The 15,051-nt window shown below is 39.4% G+C and carries 10 protein-coding genes and 1 pseudogene; 5 read left to right on the top strand and 6 right to left on the bottom strand.

The features are described from left to right. Nucleotides 1-418: 418 nt before the first annotated feature. From H6G69_RS18615 to H6G69_RS18605, 3 genes are all read left to right on the top strand, one after another. The gene (locus H6G69_RS18615) at nucleotides 419-1,453 is read left to right on the top strand and encodes a ParM/StbA family protein (RefSeq protein ID WP_190690478.1); all 1,035 of its coding nucleotides are present in this window, start codon (nucleotides 419-421) and stop codon (nucleotides 1,451-1,453) included. Next, a complete protein-coding gene (locus H6G69_RS18610; RefSeq protein ID WP_190690476.1) occupies nucleotides 1,450-1,683 on the top strand; it encodes a hypothetical protein in 234 nt (77 codons plus the stop codon). Before H6G69_RS18615 ends, H6G69_RS18610 begins: the two co-directional genes overlap by 4 nt. A 335-nt stretch (nucleotides 1,684-2,018) precedes the next feature. Further along, a complete protein-coding gene (locus H6G69_RS18605; protein WP_190690461.1) occupies nucleotides 2,019-3,893 on the top strand; it encodes a protelomerase family protein in 1,875 nt (624 codons plus the stop codon). Between the two features lie 12 nt (nucleotides 3,894-3,905). Here H6G69_RS18605 and H6G69_RS18600 read toward each other — a convergent pair whose 3' ends face one another. The 4 genes from H6G69_RS18600 to H6G69_RS18585 all read right to left on the bottom strand — a co-directional run bounded on the left by H6G69_RS18600 (nucleotide 3,906) and on the right by H6G69_RS18585 (nucleotide 11,313). Further along, on the bottom strand, nucleotides 3,906-6,980 hold the full coding sequence (locus H6G69_RS18600) for an S-layer family protein (RefSeq protein ID WP_190690456.1): 3,075 nt from the start codon (nucleotides 6,978-6,980) through the stop codon (nucleotides 3,906-3,908). A 582-nt stretch (nucleotides 6,981-7,562) separates the two neighbouring features. After that, the gene (locus H6G69_RS34695; RefSeq protein WP_190690453.1) at nucleotides 7,563-9,710 is read right to left on the bottom strand and encodes a substrate-binding domain-containing protein; all 2,148 of its coding nucleotides are present in this window, start codon (nucleotides 9,708-9,710) and stop codon (nucleotides 7,563-7,565) included. Nucleotides 9,711-9,736: 26 nt separating this feature from the next. Continuing rightward, a complete protein-coding gene (locus tag H6G69_RS18590; RefSeq protein ID WP_190690450.1) occupies nucleotides 9,737-10,639 on the bottom strand; it encodes a DUF1822 family protein in 903 nt (300 codons plus the stop codon). After that, nucleotides 10,636-11,313 carry a hypothetical protein gene (locus tag H6G69_RS18585; RefSeq protein WP_190690449.1) on the bottom strand — a complete coding sequence of 226 codons (678 nt, stop codon included), beginning with the start codon at nucleotides 11,311-11,313 and terminating at the stop codon, nucleotides 10,636-10,638. The genes H6G69_RS18590 and H6G69_RS18585 overlap by 4 nt, the downstream gene beginning before the upstream one ends. A gap of 585 nt (nucleotides 11,314-11,898) precedes the next feature. Between H6G69_RS18585 and H6G69_RS18580 the strand changes: the two genes are divergently transcribed. Further along, nucleotides 11,899-12,612 carry a PspA/IM30 family protein gene (locus tag H6G69_RS18580; RefSeq protein ID WP_190690446.1) on the top strand — a complete coding sequence of 238 codons (714 nt, stop codon included), beginning with the start codon at nucleotides 11,899-11,901 and terminating at the stop codon, nucleotides 12,610-12,612. Nucleotides 12,613-12,622: 10 nt separating this feature from the next. Continuing rightward, the gene (locus H6G69_RS18575) at nucleotides 12,623-13,504 is read left to right on the top strand and encodes a phosphate ABC transporter substrate-binding protein (protein ID WP_190690443.1); all 882 of its coding nucleotides are present in this window, start codon (nucleotides 12,623-12,625) and stop codon (nucleotides 13,502-13,504) included. A 233-nt stretch (nucleotides 13,505-13,737) separates the two neighbouring features. On the opposite strand, the pseudogene H6G69_RS18570 reads toward H6G69_RS18575, so the two are convergent. Together H6G69_RS18570 and H6G69_RS34410 are read right to left on the bottom strand one after the other, a co-directional pair. Continuing rightward, nucleotides 13,738-14,004, bottom strand: a pseudogene (locus H6G69_RS18570) (transposase family protein); the annotation flags it as partial. Nucleotides 14,005-14,747: 743 nt separating this feature from the next. Then, on the bottom strand, nucleotides 14,748-14,876 hold the full coding sequence (locus H6G69_RS34410; RefSeq protein WP_277883413.1) for a hypothetical protein: 129 nt from the start codon (nucleotides 14,874-14,876) through the stop codon (nucleotides 14,748-14,750). Nucleotides 14,877-15,051: the final 175 nt, after the last annotated feature.

Here is a 15,051-nt window from a genome sequence, read left to right as displayed (position 1 = left end):
AAAGCTTAATTTAGCATAGTTTATAGCACCTGTTGTTTTACATAAGTAGGGGGTAGGTTGCTGCTGTTGTTAGCACAGTTTTTTATTAGTTAAATTAACAAGGCTTGATTAGAGCTTTTCTATTTTAGAGTTTATTGATGTTAATATACTTTTACTATCTTGACTGAAAAAAATTAATAAATCCTGTTTATTTTATTAAGTGAATTCTCATGAAAACAACTAGTAAATGTTCGATATCTTTTTATGTAGATAAGTTGTTAATGTCTAGCTCAACATTTTTAACTTAATGTCCCAAGCAGGGACACATCAACTCAAATCGGGTCAAAGATGCCTAGCTATCAATACCACCAATCAGCCCTAGACAGAGACGCTCTGACCCAGATTGGCACAAGAAGGACAAGGTTTAACAGAGGTGAAAATGAATAAGCAAGTATTTCCTTATAATGTCGGGCTTGACTGCGGTAATGGTGCATTCAAGCTAAAAATATCTGGTCATGGACAAGACTTTGATTACATCCGTTTTCCTTCTTACTATGTGGATGTTACCAAGTGCCACAATGACCATCAAGGTAAAACTCGTGTTACTTATCAGCAAGCACCACTAGCTAATAAGTATGCCAAAACACTAGAAGGTCAGATTTGGGTGTGTGGTGATGATGCGGCTGTGTTGGATATTCGTAATCAAGTATTTGATAACCGTAGTGATGGCAAGGCTAAACTAGCTCTACCTCTATTTCTATCCGCCATAGCTTATCTCCCAATTCAGCGCAAACGTTGGGATTTTAGAGTAGTGGCATCGATTCATGATGCACAAGTGTTTGGCCAACAGATGAAAGCAAATTTAGAAGGCATTCATCAAGCCATTATTAAAGGACAAGAAACAACAATAGCCATTCACGTTATCAGAATTTTTGACGAAGGCTACATCTTTAAGCCAACAGGTAATAGCAACACAACACTACTAGATATTGGCAATGGCACAAGTATTGTTACCCGCTTTGATAGCGAGGGGAATGTAATTTATCGTTCAGTTCCTTATAAATTTGGTGTTCAGCATCTTTATAAAAAGATTTACGAACATCCCACCATCAGAGTGTTAGGGCTAGATAGAGAAATTGATTTGATTCGCAGAGGAATTGAGAATCCACAAGAAGGCAAGATTTTTTATGGCTTGGGCAATGGAGCTACCAACATCACTACAGCTTACAAAGAATGTCTCAAAGATTGGTCAACACAATATCTCAAGGAGCCGATTGCAGAAGTAGATCGGTTTCAACTAGCGGGAGATCGGATTGTAGTTATTGGTGGAGGTGTATTACTTCCTTATCTTGATCAGAATTTCCACAAAAAAGGCTACGTTTTCAACCAATCTGCTCCTTTCATGAATGTGAAAAAGTTACATGAATACGCTTGCAATACACTTTCTCCTGAAGTTTTTGAGGTAATCATATGAGCAAAGAAAGACTACGTATTGATTTATGGGCAAGTATTAAACCCATTATCGAAGCCCAAATGCAGCATTCTGGTTTGACTGCTCAAGAAGTTGTAAATATTGCTTTAGTTGATTATTTCGGGCTTTCGCCAAAAGGTAAGGGCAGAAATACTGAATCACCGTTACCAGTACAAATGCAGCAAGTGGCTAGTAACACTCTTCATGTTAGTGAAGACGAAGACTACATTTAATACCAATTCGCAATTAAAAAACGCAAGATGCAACAAAGCTTTGGCAGGTTTACATCTATTCCTGCTATTCCAAAACCGATCGCTGATCATCGATCCGCTTTCAAAAGTAACCAGCAAGCTGTAAAACCAACCATAAAACTAGGAATTCTGAGTTAAAAAATCATTTGCGGTAAGCAAAGCTCTTGTAGATTAATAGCCAGCAATTTGTTTTAGCTATCCTTATTAGTTTGGCTTATTTGTTCAGATTATGTTTTAGTGATAAGTTTTTAACTAGTTTTTGTATAAATGAACAGGTTAAGTTAAATTAGTAATAACAAGTTAGATAGTAAGCAACCATGTCTAAATTAGTGCAAGATAAGGTAAATGAGCTATTTGAGGCAACCAAGAATCTGCAAAGTCTAGAAGAAATTAGACCATATTGCGAACAGTTTAATCAGTGGTTAAATCAGAATACTAGCTACAACATTAATAGCTTGGGTACGGTATTGAGCAAGGTTGGTTTTTACAAAAAGTTTAAGTTAATCCCTCTAGAACAGGGAAAAAATGCTACATCTGTACCTAAGCATGATGGTCAAGGCAATGTCACAGGTTATCAATTAAAGCACTACGCTTTACTGCTATGTGGACTTGACGATAAAGATTGGGATGAGCGTAACCAGACCACAAGAGTGAGCGATCGCCTCAAAAGCCAAGGGCGAGAAATTGACCCAGATACTTATTTTGGGGTGGCAGGAGAACTTTTAGACAGCCAAGACATTCATAAAGTGGCCGTAGGCTTAATTGCGGCGACAGGACGTAGGCCACATGAAATTGTCGCCCGTGCTAAGTTTGCAGCAATTAAGGGCGAAACTTACCAAGTCATGTTTACTGGCCAGGGCAAAAAACGAGGTGAAAATCCAGTTTTCCCGATTGCAACACTTTATGAAGCCAGTTATGTGATTAAGAAATTGAATTGGTTACGGCAGCAGCCATCAACTAAGAAATTATTGGCAGAGGTGATACAAGAATATCCCAAGGATATCGAGGCGCAAAATCGGGCGATTGATAGCCGCCGTAATGGTTCACTCAATCGGGTAGTCCGAGATTATTTTGGCGGGGAAAATCCAGTATTACCTATACGCTCAGGTGAAGAACAGCCCAATTGTAAAGCACTCAGAGCCGCATATTTAGCGTTAGCAACAGGGCGTGATTGCTCTGGCTCAATCGGTTCTAAAATGCTTCATGCTGCAAGGTTAGCTGGTCACTTTGTCAAAGAAAATCCTAATGACGGAGATTTACAACACCTGGTGACAACTTTAGGCTATGCCGATTACTACACCACTAAGCCAGTAACATTCCCAAGTTTAGCCACACGAGAAAAACCTAACATGGAAAATGAAAAACTCTCCTCTATTCGGGTACTGCCAACGGATTTAGAAGCTATCCGCAAAATTCAAGAGGAATGGGAAGCCCCAAATCAGCAATCAGTTATTACTAAATTAATTCAGTCCTATAAAGACAGTTTGTCTGTCAGCAATAACCTTCAACAGACTCAGCAACAAGTAACTCAACTGCAAGCTCAAGTTAAACAGTTAGAAACAACTAATAACTCCCTACAGCAACACAATCAACAATTAGAAACAACCAATAACCAATTACAACAACAACTAGCCGCAATGGAAACCACCCAAAAGCAACCATCTATGGTCACACTCAATGCCACAGAATTGGAGTCCTGGCTAGAAAAGAAAATTATTGAGATGCTTCATAAGGTAGGCATAGGTGAAACCATGCCATCGGCCATTAACCCTGTGGCCTTAAATGCAGTTGCGCCACCTCCACCCAAGGAAGAAATTGACTGGACAACTAAAACTGATGCTGAAGTTTGGGGTAGCAAGGTACAAGGGGCAGCAGTCGAAAAAATTCGCAGGTCTTATTTGGCAATCTGTCAATATAACGATACTGTTGCCACTGGAGATGGCGATCGCCTCGCCGTGACCAACCAAGCATTGAGAGATTTATCCAGATGCAACGGTTTGTTTGTCCGTGATTGGATTGAAGAACATAAAGATGAAATAATTTCTCATAACGCGAAATTCGGTATGGAAAACAAGAAAGATCCTCGAAACCCTGCCAGTTATGCCAATAAGGGCAAAGATGTCGATAAAATTTTGTCCTTAATTAATGATGAATTTCTCAGTGGTGAAGGTTATCGCAAAGTCAGAATCTAGTAGTTCACCAACTCAAAATTGCTGTGTAGACCTAGCTCTTGTGCAGGGGGTAGGGCGCAAGGGTGAGACATTAGGGTTTTGAGCAATCAGAGTAACTTTGCCAAAGCGATCGCTCACCCAACCAGTAGCAGGTACAATCGGCACATTATCAGTAGTACTTGGCAGTGTGCGAGTAGCTTGAGTTTTAGAATTGTGTTGTGGCTTGGCAGCAACGCTTAAGCGAGTATCTGACCACACTACCTCACTATTTAAGCTTTCATTAGGACTAACAGGTAAACCCCCGCGTCCACTAACAATAAATTGACTACCAGTTTTACCATTAAAAGCAGAACAGTTTTGCTCCACTATTCTTGATAAATCAACTACGTTTGTCGGTAACTCCACTAATCCTTGAGTAGGGTCAACATCTGGTGTATTAAGTGCTACTTCCCCATTCAAAGAAGGGTTTGTTTGCGAAAAAACCACAATGTCATTTGTTGGTAATTGATCAGCACTGAATACATTAGCGTTATTTAGTAATTTTTCTATTTCTGCACGGTTGAGAACTTGCAAGCCAAAAATTCCCTGAGCATTAACCTCAACTTTACCCCCATTCCCAGAGAAAGCATTGGCAACTATGTCAGTATTTTCGCCTGCGCCAGCAATGAGAAACGGCGTATTAATTGTAATATTACCGCCATTACCACCATCACCGACAAGCCCTGCTTGAGCAACAATACTACTGCCGCGACGCAGCAATAAATAGTCTTGTGCTTGCAAGCCAATATCTCCACCATTACCAGAGGTGGTTATTGTTGATAGAAAGCTACGGCGATCAAGTTTAATAGTCCGAGCAGAGATATCTATCTTGCCTGCTGCCCCTACATTAGAACTGATATTATTTAAAACACTCTCATCAATACCAGATGTACCGAATTTGTTGAGGATATCACCTAATGCAACTACACCTGTAATTACCCCACTAGAATTATCAAAAAATACGTCATTGTTAGCGTTGATAGTTACATTTCCAGCATCGCCACTTCCTAAAGTGAAAGTACCGATCACACCAGTGTTAGTGGCTGTAAATGAATCAGTAGCTTGAATATTAACATCTCCGGCTTTTCCTCTTCCAATGGTGGCAGTATTAATTTGACCATTGTTAAGAAATAAAGAGCCAGTAGTGATTTGAACATCGCCTCCCTTATTAGCAACGTTAAAGCCGACGACGCTACCAATTGTACTCTGGTTATTGATAGTAACTGCATTGCGGGCATTAATAGTTATACTTCCCCCATCTCCTTGTCCCAAAGTTGAAGTATCGATTTGGCCGCCATTAATGACATTGAATGAACCAGTTGTAATTTTGACATTGCCACCATTACCTTCTGTTCCTAGCTCTTTTGGGCCGACAAAGCTGATAATCCTAGAAGGATTCGATTCATTTCCCTGACCATCAATATTAACTGTATTGCGGGCGTTAATAGTTACGTTTCCAGCATTTCCTCGGCCAAAAGTTGAGGTATTGATTAAGCCACCATTGGTGAGAGTGAGCAAACCAGTTGTAATTTCCACATTACCGCCGTTACCTTGCGAACCTACTAGCACTGGTGGTGCAACAAAGCTACCGATACCGCTATCAGCACCATCAAATATCACATTATCTCTTGCTTGGACAATTATGCTTCCAGAATTGCCTGAGCCAAGGGTAGTAGTATTCAGTTGTGCGCCATTACTAACATTTAAAGAACCTGTTGTAATCCTGATGTCGCCGCCTTGACCAACAGCCCCAGGTAACAAGTTTACAAATATACCACTGATCACTGAATCATCTGTACCAGATACGCCATTTAGAGAAATGGGATCGCTAGCTTGAATATCTACATCACCAAGATTACCCTGTCCAGAGCTAAAAATACCTATACCTGAATTTTGAACATTTAAAGAACCTGTTGCAATCCTAATGCCACCACCTTGATTAAAAGTATCTCCGAGTATGACATGACCAATAAAACTCTCATTTTGAAGATTGACTGAGTTTGTGGCATTGATGTTTATCTCTCCAGCACCTGGATTTAATCTGTTAAAAGGTTGTCCAGAAAAGAAAGAGAATAAAGTAGATAATTCCGATGATAAAGCTGTATCAATTTCACTAGCTCCCGAAAGATTCAAGTTTCGGGCGTTGATAGCTATATCGCCACCGTTAGGAAATGTATAAATTGTAGATTCATTACTTAAAGAAACATCTGCGCGTGGGATTCCTTGAGGAAATTGCAAACTGAAGTTACCACCATCAATATTTAACCCAACTGTTCCAGGTGCTGACAGTCCACCAATCTCAACTCTTCCTCCAAAAGTCCCAACCTCGCCGTGTTCTAAGTTGACATCACCACCAAGTAAAATCAAACTCTGTCCCTCAGGCACACTCAAGCCGCCAGGTATTTTATCTATCAGGTCATTTGTCAGTTCTGCTATATCTAGAAAGTTTGATAATTCTGAGCCAAATGCTCTATTGGCAATCACACCTTGAGGAACTTGATTAAATAAAAATGCCGTAGGATTAATTGTGAGTAATGGTGAAGGAATATTACTTTGCGAAGCACTGAACAATCCTTGATTGCCAAATCCAATTGCATTAGCAGTAGTACCAATAAAAGAACCACCTACATCTAAACGAGCATTTTCACCAAAAATAATCCCATTAGGATTGATTAAAAACAAGTTGGCATTGCTACCAAAAACTCCCAATGTACCTAAAATTTGTGAAACATTGTTGCCAGTGACACGGGCTAGGATATTTTGAATACCGCTATCAGTTAAAAAATAAGCTCCTCGTCCTGCACTGACATTGAATTGTTGAAAGCTGTGAAAAAGATTTTGACCTCGTTGCGCTTCACCAATAATCGCATCTACAGGTAAATTATTAATACTACCAGCATCAGGGATAAAAATAGAACTTTCAGTACCTAAGGTATTATCAACTTGAATAGTGCTTGTTTGGGCAACAGCAGCTTTGGTAAAGATACTATTTTGTATGCCTAATAGCATTAACGCCCAGCCTACAGCTAAAGATGTTAAATGCTGTGAGCGTTTTTTTTGTTGCCTCATGGAAGTTGCCCGAAGTTTGGTTAAAATTTTTCAGTGTTTATACTAACATTAATGACAACATTACCCATGAAGTTAAGTAACAAAAGTAAATTTTCAATTAATAGAACTGTTATTAGCTGTATGCCTTGCTAATGTTATCAAACTTATCTTGTAGCTAATCTAGCTATTTGCTGGTTGTATTGTTAGAATGTCCGTGTTTATATTGATAATCATTTAAAGGTTGAGTCTGCTAATTAACTATTTTTGTTTTCTAGTTTGTAAAGATAAGGATTTTAAAAAGTATTCAAAAAAATTATAAATGCTTGCGTAGCAAGACTAAAAAACCAAAGGTTTAGGTAAGGTGTATAGGGATGTAGGATGTAAGTGTACAGTGACAAATTAAATGGCGTTAAGACAAATTCTTGCCATTAAATTAAGCCTTACCCACTTTAGTCCTGCAACTATTACTGTTGATATAGCTTGTAACTTTCCCTGTTACTTTTAGGCTTAAGCTCCTTGAGTACAAACCTTACAGTTTCAATGACAGCAATTTTGCATTACGTCAAATAAAAAGTCACTGTACATCAGGTTACGAATTATAAATCAATGAATACGCACAAATCCAGCGTTGCTAATCAGTTCTTGTCCCCTATTTGTTAATAACATGTTGGCGTAGGCTTCACCGGCTTGTTGTTCTAAACTGTTGTTATCTTGTTTGACTATCACAAACATGGGGCGCGTAATTGGATATTGACCTGTTTTAAAAGCTGCGATATTCAACTTGTTCCGCTGCTGTGGACATTGTTCGGCTTTTATCAACGGTTCTTTATAAGGAGCAACAAAACTGTTTCCTTGTTTAGCAATCGCTAGTGGCTTAATCTTACATTGGGGAACGACTTCTGGCGCGGAAGCGTAGTAAATACCACCGTGATCTTTAGCTAATTTTTTTAGAGCGTCTGTGGTATCGTGAACGTATACTACATTACTTCCCAATTTTTCTTGACCGAGAACATTGTCAACTAGAAACTCTACAGTGCCTCCGTCTTCAAAATGACGGGAATAGGGAGTAATTTTTAAGTCTGGCCCACCAAGCTGATTCCAGTTAGTTATTTTACCAGTATAAATATCCTTGATTTGTGCCACGGTGAGTCCGGGAATTTGCAAATCGGGGTGAACAGCGATGGCTAATCCGTCCAAAGCTACCGGAATCTGTTTGAGTGTCATTCCCTGTTGTTGGGATTGTTTATACTCTCGGTCGGCGATCGGGCGAGAGGATTGGGAAAATGTCAGTTGTCCTTTCAATAACATCCGAATTCCTGCGCCAGAACCTGGCGTACCATTAATAGGTTCGGTGTAGAGCAACTCGAATTTCGGATGGACTTTGTTGATTTCTGGGTCTATATCTTTGCGAATTGGTGCCCAAGATGTGCTGCCACCATATCGCCACGTTCCTTCAGGAGTGGTAACTGAACTGAAATCGGAATAAACTTTTTTTTGCGCGAAGTATAAAACACCAACAGCTACACCAACGACTACGCCAACAAATACACCCACTAAGCCTGTTAATACCCACGGCTGGATATTTTTCTTGGGTTGATGAATTGGATTTTCTGGCTTTTGAGGAATTGGTTCTTTTAAAGGACTATGACGCAGTTTTTGCCAAGTTAGAGGTTCTACATTTGGTTGAATGCAAATTGTAGGCAACCAAATTGCGCCAGGGTAATCATAATTAAAATGTTCCAAACGTTTACGGGCTTTTTGCACAGACGTAAACAGTGGATTATTGTGGGTGAATTCTTGGAAAAAATATTTCAAAAACTCCACAGCTACCGGGTCTGGCACTGGTTCCCGCATGACAATCATCTGTGGTAAATGTAGTTGTGCAAGTTGACTAGCTAATCCCAAACCATCACAAGAATTAAAAATCGCTAATTGCAATCCTTTGTGAATAGCTTGCTTCAAAGCTTCTTTAAACTCTTCAATACTCAAGCTATCTTGGTCGTTGAGTTCAATCCAACCTATCTGCCCATCTTCTTGACTCCCACTGTGCCCTGTAAACACAAAAATATGAAAGCCTTGTTCATCCCACAGCGCATCACACAATTCCTTTCGATTAGGTTGCATGAGACAGAGTATTTCTACACCATCTTGCTCTAACTCCTGAATTAGTTTTAAATCTTCTTTTGTATTAATACCGTCACTTCTACCAACGGTAACTAATATTCTGATATTTGTACTTTGAGGAACTAGCTGATTTATTTGTTTATTTAAATTTTTGGGCGCACTGAGGGCAATTTCGGTTTGGGGATAATGTTCTTCAAATAAATTCCATTCTTGCCAAGGGAGACGGCGCAAATCAATATCTTTGGCATCAATGATGACACGAATTTCAGTATTGGAAGAATGCAATTGTTGTGCGATCGCTATTAATCTATCCCGAATCGGTTGCCAGCCAATATCACCAGAGTTGAGCCATTGATTTAGGTAGTCTTTTACTGCTAAAGTATTCTCTGCGTTAGAATAGTTAGTTACTGTTTTGGGAGTGAGACGTAACCCAGGCGCAGGCGCAATATAAGACCGCACACCTTCAATTTGACGATAGGCTGACTGCCATTGACGAAAAGATGATGCTAATTCTGGCGGTAAGGGAGGCAAAAACCCTTCTATTTCTTCATCCAATTCTTTCACCGTCAGAGTCACTGAGAACCCCTCTGGTGAATTGCGTCTGAGTTTCAATTTGACGATCGCCATAGTTGTCTTCCTTGTGTTTAATGCTCTTAAACAACAAACTCTTCAACCAGACTTGTTTCCTCTAATACTATTTTCACACTGAATTTTTCTTCGTGTTGGCAAATAAATTCTAGTTGCATCCAGTCATCGGCATTTCTAGCTTGGGCTGACATACCAACATTTCCCGCTGCATCCAGGACAACTAGTTGTAAATTAGGTGGCAGATGCACAGCATCATCACCTGGATAAACTCGCAGACGAATATCAAAAATTTCACTATTTGTCGGAGTCAACTGTACCAATAACAGTACTTGCCTTGGCAAATTAATCACTTTCGCCCGGCTGATAGAATTAGCACTACGGGTGACAGTACTTGTGCCTCTAAAATTGTTAGTAAGTACGAACTCTGAAGGCTTCCAATCTGGATGGAAGACACCCGTCACCCATTGCCGTAGATTAACTAATATTGAACGTCGATGAATAGTGTCTATAAGCACATCTAGTGATTGTAGTTGGTCGATTGGGAGTATTTGCGTTGATGCCGTCGCCTCGGTAATGGGGGCAAATCCCAACAACTCTACATCATCCAATTCCTGACGGAATTGCACCGCCACATAACCAATCCTGTCTGATGAAGGAGTTGGAGGTAAAGTGATCGCTTCTTCACCAGGTAGCACCGGGCGACATTCAAGTTTGCCAACACCAGGTAAAACCAAGTCAGCAACATCAAAAATGGCCCTCAAACCCCGGTGCCAACTGTCACCTTGATTCAGTGCTGTCTCCACGTTCAACCATTTGAGATAACTGTGAACGGCATAAACAGCAAGAGTATTTAAGTAAACTTGTTTGCCCTTGTGGGGAGTTTCTTGTTCAGCGGCAAATTCCTCAGCCCAGCGATGAGCATTTTGGGGAAGTGGGACGTGTAAAATTTGTGGTTGGGTGCTGCTCATTGGTTGTATCCAAAATTCATAGCAATTTCTTTTAATATAGGAAGGCAATGACTCTTCCAGTGAGAATAAAGAGTTTGATTGTTGATATTTAACTCTCTGGCAATATCAGCGATTTTATGAGGCGGTTCTTGTAGAAGTAACTGCATAGCCAATAACTGACAATGGCATTCGGGACGTTTGCGCGGATGAGAGGCTGTTAATTTACCGTCTTCATCTTGCTCAATATATTGCCTAATCAGGTTCCCAAGACGCCGATGTTCCATTTCTTGGATTTGGGCAATCTTGATCTCCAGCAAATCCAAAGTCATAGTAGGTAAGCGATCCTTGAGCGTTGTTTCGTCACCTTCATCATTTTGGATCGGGGTGTCTAAGCTAATGGTGTATCTACTGTCTGGCGTATACAAATCTTTAATGCGCCACTTGAGATAACCGTTAATCCAATTTATTAAGCTGTTTTGATAAGAAAGCGATCGCGCCTCAAATGTACAAATTTTCCTGCTAACCCATTCCCAAGTTTGATTCAAGGCCTCCAAATAATCTTGGTGAGAAGATTTAAAAATTCCCGGTAGTTGCTGAATTACCATCAGCAGCTTATTTAATGCTTTCTGCCTCTCTGGACTAGGGTCACGATAGCAGCATACCTCGTCAATTAGTTTTTTTAATTGTTCATCCACAACGGTTTTACTCCCAAGCTGCCGACCTGAAAGACAACAAAGCTTTTGCAGCTTGAGTTTAACTGATTTTTATAGGACTTACGCAACTGGCATATTTTTTTCTAGAACGGCAAAATAAACTAGAGTAGGTTTGTAATGATTGAAACAGGCGTAAATAAGTAAATCAAAATTTTCAACAACAACGAATTTACTAGGTTTGAATATTTTGCTCTAGTAAGTTTACCACACCAAATTTTTTTGTAGGGTGTGTGGCACTGTGATGATTTTGAACGTAGTAATAAGATTTATAGCGTCACGCACCACCAATTGAAAATAGGGATTAGGGAAAGAAATTTTCATAGTTCTTTGTGAGCGTTCGTTCATGGAGTAAGAATGCAAAAGTCCTAATTTTTGCGGTCTTGTTTGCGTCTTTGCACACCAGTTGCTACAACTTTGGGAACCAAAGCAACGGACTGGCTCGCCTTTGCGCGACACAAAAAAATATTTATGCAATAAGTCTAGTGATTTCATAAAGATAAAAATACCGGGTGTAAATCTAATAAGAGTGGAAAGCATAAACCATTCTTAGTTAGATGGGTATTTGATATGAGAAAAGCTATTTACTGGTTAATGGGCGAAAAAGCTGGGCGAACCATAGTTAGTACCTGGAATTGGTTATGGGGAATGCCGATGGAATCTGGCGGTAAAGTTGCGGTAGCCGTAGCGGAAGAATCGCTGCAATCAATGCAGGAATCAGTGCAAAAGCTAGCTCAAGCCGTCGCTATGCAAGAAGGTTCTTATAAAACTGCCAAGAATAAATACGAAACAAAAGTCAAAGAATTACGAACTTTAGAGCAGCAAGCAAAGATTGCCCAACAAAGTGGAAACCCCGAAGCTGCGCGGATGGCGATAACTAAAGCAATTCAGACAGAGGAGATTTTGCCCAAACTGGAGGAAATGGTCAAGCAAGCAGAAATATCTGTAAATGCTTCTAAAGAAAAGCTAAATCGGGAACGTATGAAGCTAGAAGCCTATAAAGCTGATATGCAAAATATGAAAGATATGTCAGAAGTGAACGAGGCTTTAGCAATGATTGCCAAAGTCAATAATGAATTTGATATTGGTTCAGCGAAAAGTGATTTTGAAAAAGCTAAAAGTGCAGTTGAAAGACGAAATCTGCGGACAAACGCTTTAGCAGAAATGTCAGAAAACCCCGCCGAAAAACTCCAAGCTGAAATAGAAAGCATGACCCTAGATGACGAAGTTTCTCGGCGCTTGCAGATGCTAAATGAATCAACAATCAACGAACTACCAAAATAAGTAAACAGTTATGAGTCACAAAAATAGTCCACCTCCAATTGTTTTTATCGTTTTATTTCTAGCTTTATTTGTTGGCGGTTACTGGTTTTTTTTCAAACGGGAGCCAGCATCCATATTACCAGTCACCACAATCTCTGCGGGTAATTCTGCTTTTCCAATACCAAGTTCAGTACCTAGCGGTACCACCGTCAAGATAGACGGTTCTACCAGTATGGTGACAATTAACCAAAATCTCAAAAAAGCTTTCGAGAAGCAGTTTCCTGGTACTAATGTTGTAGCCACTGCTAATGGTTCTCAAAATGGGATAACAGATTTGGTAGCAGGTAAAGTGGATATTGCAGCAGTATCTCGACCTTTAACTACACAAGAACAAAGTCAGGGCTTAGTCGCAATTCCCGTAACAACAGATGCGATAGCTCTTGTTGTTGGCAAAGCTAGTCCTTTCAATCAAGGATTAACCAGCGCTCAAGTAGCAGATATTTTTCAGGGCAAAACTAACAATTGGTCAGCAGTGGGTGGTAACAATAGCACTATCCGCGTTATTAATCGCCCAGCAATTAGTGGTACTCATCAAGCTTTTCAAGAAATTGTGCTTAAAGGAGCTAATTTTGGCACATCACCAAACATCACCACACTATCAAGAGATGCCACAACTCCCCTACTCCAAGCCTTGGGAACTGATGGGATCGGTTATGCTACCTTTGCACAAATCGCCAATCAACAAACAGTGCGATTTCTCCCCATTGATGGGTTAACGCCAAATGCTAACGGTTATCCCTATCAACGACAATTATTTTATGTATATAAAAACCCTCCCAACCCTGGAGTTAAAGCATTCTTGGGTTATACAACTTCACCGCAAGGGCAACAAGCTATGATTCTAGAAAATTGATTTACTTGAATTATGTGGAGATGCATAACATTGCGTCTCTACATATTTTTTCATTTACGACTTTGCTCTCTCCCACTTCCGAAAAGTCCTAGAGCATATTGCAAGTTGGTGAGCTACAGATTATCGTAAGGACACAGCATTGTCGTGTTCCTACTTTTGTACCTCATTTACCTGAAAAACGCTGTATAGTTCAAAGCTATAAATGGAGTTCAAAAAACTCAAAACTTAATTACATCAATTTTATATACTGTTCGACATACTGCGGATTCTGAAAGTCCCCAATCTAATCCAATATGATAATAAGTGCGGTATTCTATCCAATATTGAATTACTATTAAAACTTGGTCTTCAATTATTAATTTAGGACGACGACCAGATTTCTTTTTCTTTTTTTCATCAGCTTTAACTACATCAACCATAAAATCAAAGGTTTTACGGCTTACTCCAGTCATACGCTCAAATTTTCTCGCAGTAAGCTGTTTAGCTTTCTCTATTTTCACTGCTCTTCAAATTCTTAATCGAAAATTTCCAAACTCCACATCATACCACAAAACACTTTTGGAAGAGTTCTCATATTCTTCGGATTTGTCACTAATTGAAAACTGTTTGTCAAAAATTGAAAATTTACTACGTTTTATTGGAGCTAAAACTTATTCAGATTTAGCAAAAGCAACTAAAAGTGCTTTTAATCAAGTTTCGTTAAATGATATTTATAATTGGTTCACCCATTCTTGTTACTGTATTTCACCAGATTGACAAACGCTATAGAGGATTTTACCTTGGTGATAACTATACTTCAACGACCTAAGTTTGCATGGATAAAATTTGCATTCCTCACTATTATTCTTTGTTATTGTGCATCAGAAAAGCACCAACTCTTACTTAAACAACAAAATAAATTAGATAATTACAAAATTAAATTAACAGAAACTCATACTTCTTACAAAACCAAAATAATTAATGATAGATGCCTTCAACAAGAATTTCCAAAACGTGTGTCAAATTTAGGAGTTCGTTGACCAGAGAAATAGAAATGTATTTCGACACTTACTCATTTTTTTGGTTGTTTAGGTGGTTTTATGGTAAACATTAAATTTGGACGAATTTGGTATTGAGCCGAGATACGGATACCGTTGGCGAATTCCCCAAACAGCTAAACTGAACCGATTAGTTCAGCAATGAAACGATTGAGAACCTTCTGAGCAGTTTTATACCCAGTAGCTTGCTTACCTAACTTCAGTTCCTATGCTTTAGTCGCATCTTTCTTAACAAAAGAGCGGAAAGCCAGGAATGAGATACAGCAATAATTACAGCGATAGAGACTAAAAGGAGACCGAGGAGCGATCGCCGCAAAAGCAATGATAATTAACATCAAATTTGAAGAGAAGTAACGAAAAGCGGCTGCCAGATTGAAGAATTGCAGTTAGAGGAAGCAGAACGGATTGAAAGGGCCTTAGCAACGTATGCGATCGTGGCATGGCGATTATTATGGTTAACCTATGTGTGACTTAAAGGAAAAGATTGCCGGAAATTAAAGGATAAGCTTG

The sequence above is a fragment of the Nostoc sp. FACHB-110 genome (assembly GCF_014697425.1).
Lineage (GTDB): Bacteria > Cyanobacteriota > Cyanobacteriia > Cyanobacteriales > Nostocaceae > Nostoc_B.
Note: the sequence above shows the minus strand (reverse complement) of the source record. Positions and strands in the feature narration are given on the sequence as shown.

What these genes read in the sequence shown, in the direction of transcription:
- H6G69_RS18580 (WP_190690446.1), top strand. Translation starts at nt 11,899, where the DNA reads ATGAGAAAAGCTATTTACTGGTTAATGGGCGAAAAAGCTGGGCGAACC.
- H6G69_RS34695 (WP_190690453.1), bottom strand. Translation starts at nt 9,710, where the DNA reads ATGGCGATCGTCAAATTGAAACTCAGACGCAATTCACCAGAGGGGTTC.
- H6G69_RS18590 (WP_190690450.1), bottom strand. Translation starts at nt 10,639, where the DNA reads ATGAGCAGCACCCAACCACAAATTTTACACGTCCCACTTCCCCAAAAT.
- H6G69_RS34410 (WP_277883413.1), bottom strand. Translation starts at nt 14,876, where the DNA reads ATGTTAATTATCATTGCTTTTGCGGCGATCGCTCCTCGGTCTCCTTTT.
- H6G69_RS18605 (WP_190690461.1), top strand. Translation starts at nt 2,019, where the DNA reads ATGTCTAAATTAGTGCAAGATAAGGTAAATGAGCTATTTGAGGCAACC.
- H6G69_RS18575 (WP_190690443.1), top strand. Translation starts at nt 12,623, where the DNA reads ATGAGTCACAAAAATAGTCCACCTCCAATTGTTTTTATCGTTTTATTT.
- H6G69_RS18615 (WP_190690478.1), top strand. Translation starts at nt 419, where the DNA reads ATGAATAAGCAAGTATTTCCTTATAATGTCGGGCTTGACTGCGGTAAT.
- H6G69_RS18610 (WP_190690476.1), top strand. Translation starts at nt 1,450, where the DNA reads ATGAGCAAAGAAAGACTACGTATTGATTTATGGGCAAGTATTAAACCC.
- H6G69_RS18600 (WP_190690456.1), bottom strand. Translation starts at nt 6,980, where the DNA reads ATGAGGCAACAAAAAAAACGCTCACAGCATTTAACATCTTTAGCTGTA.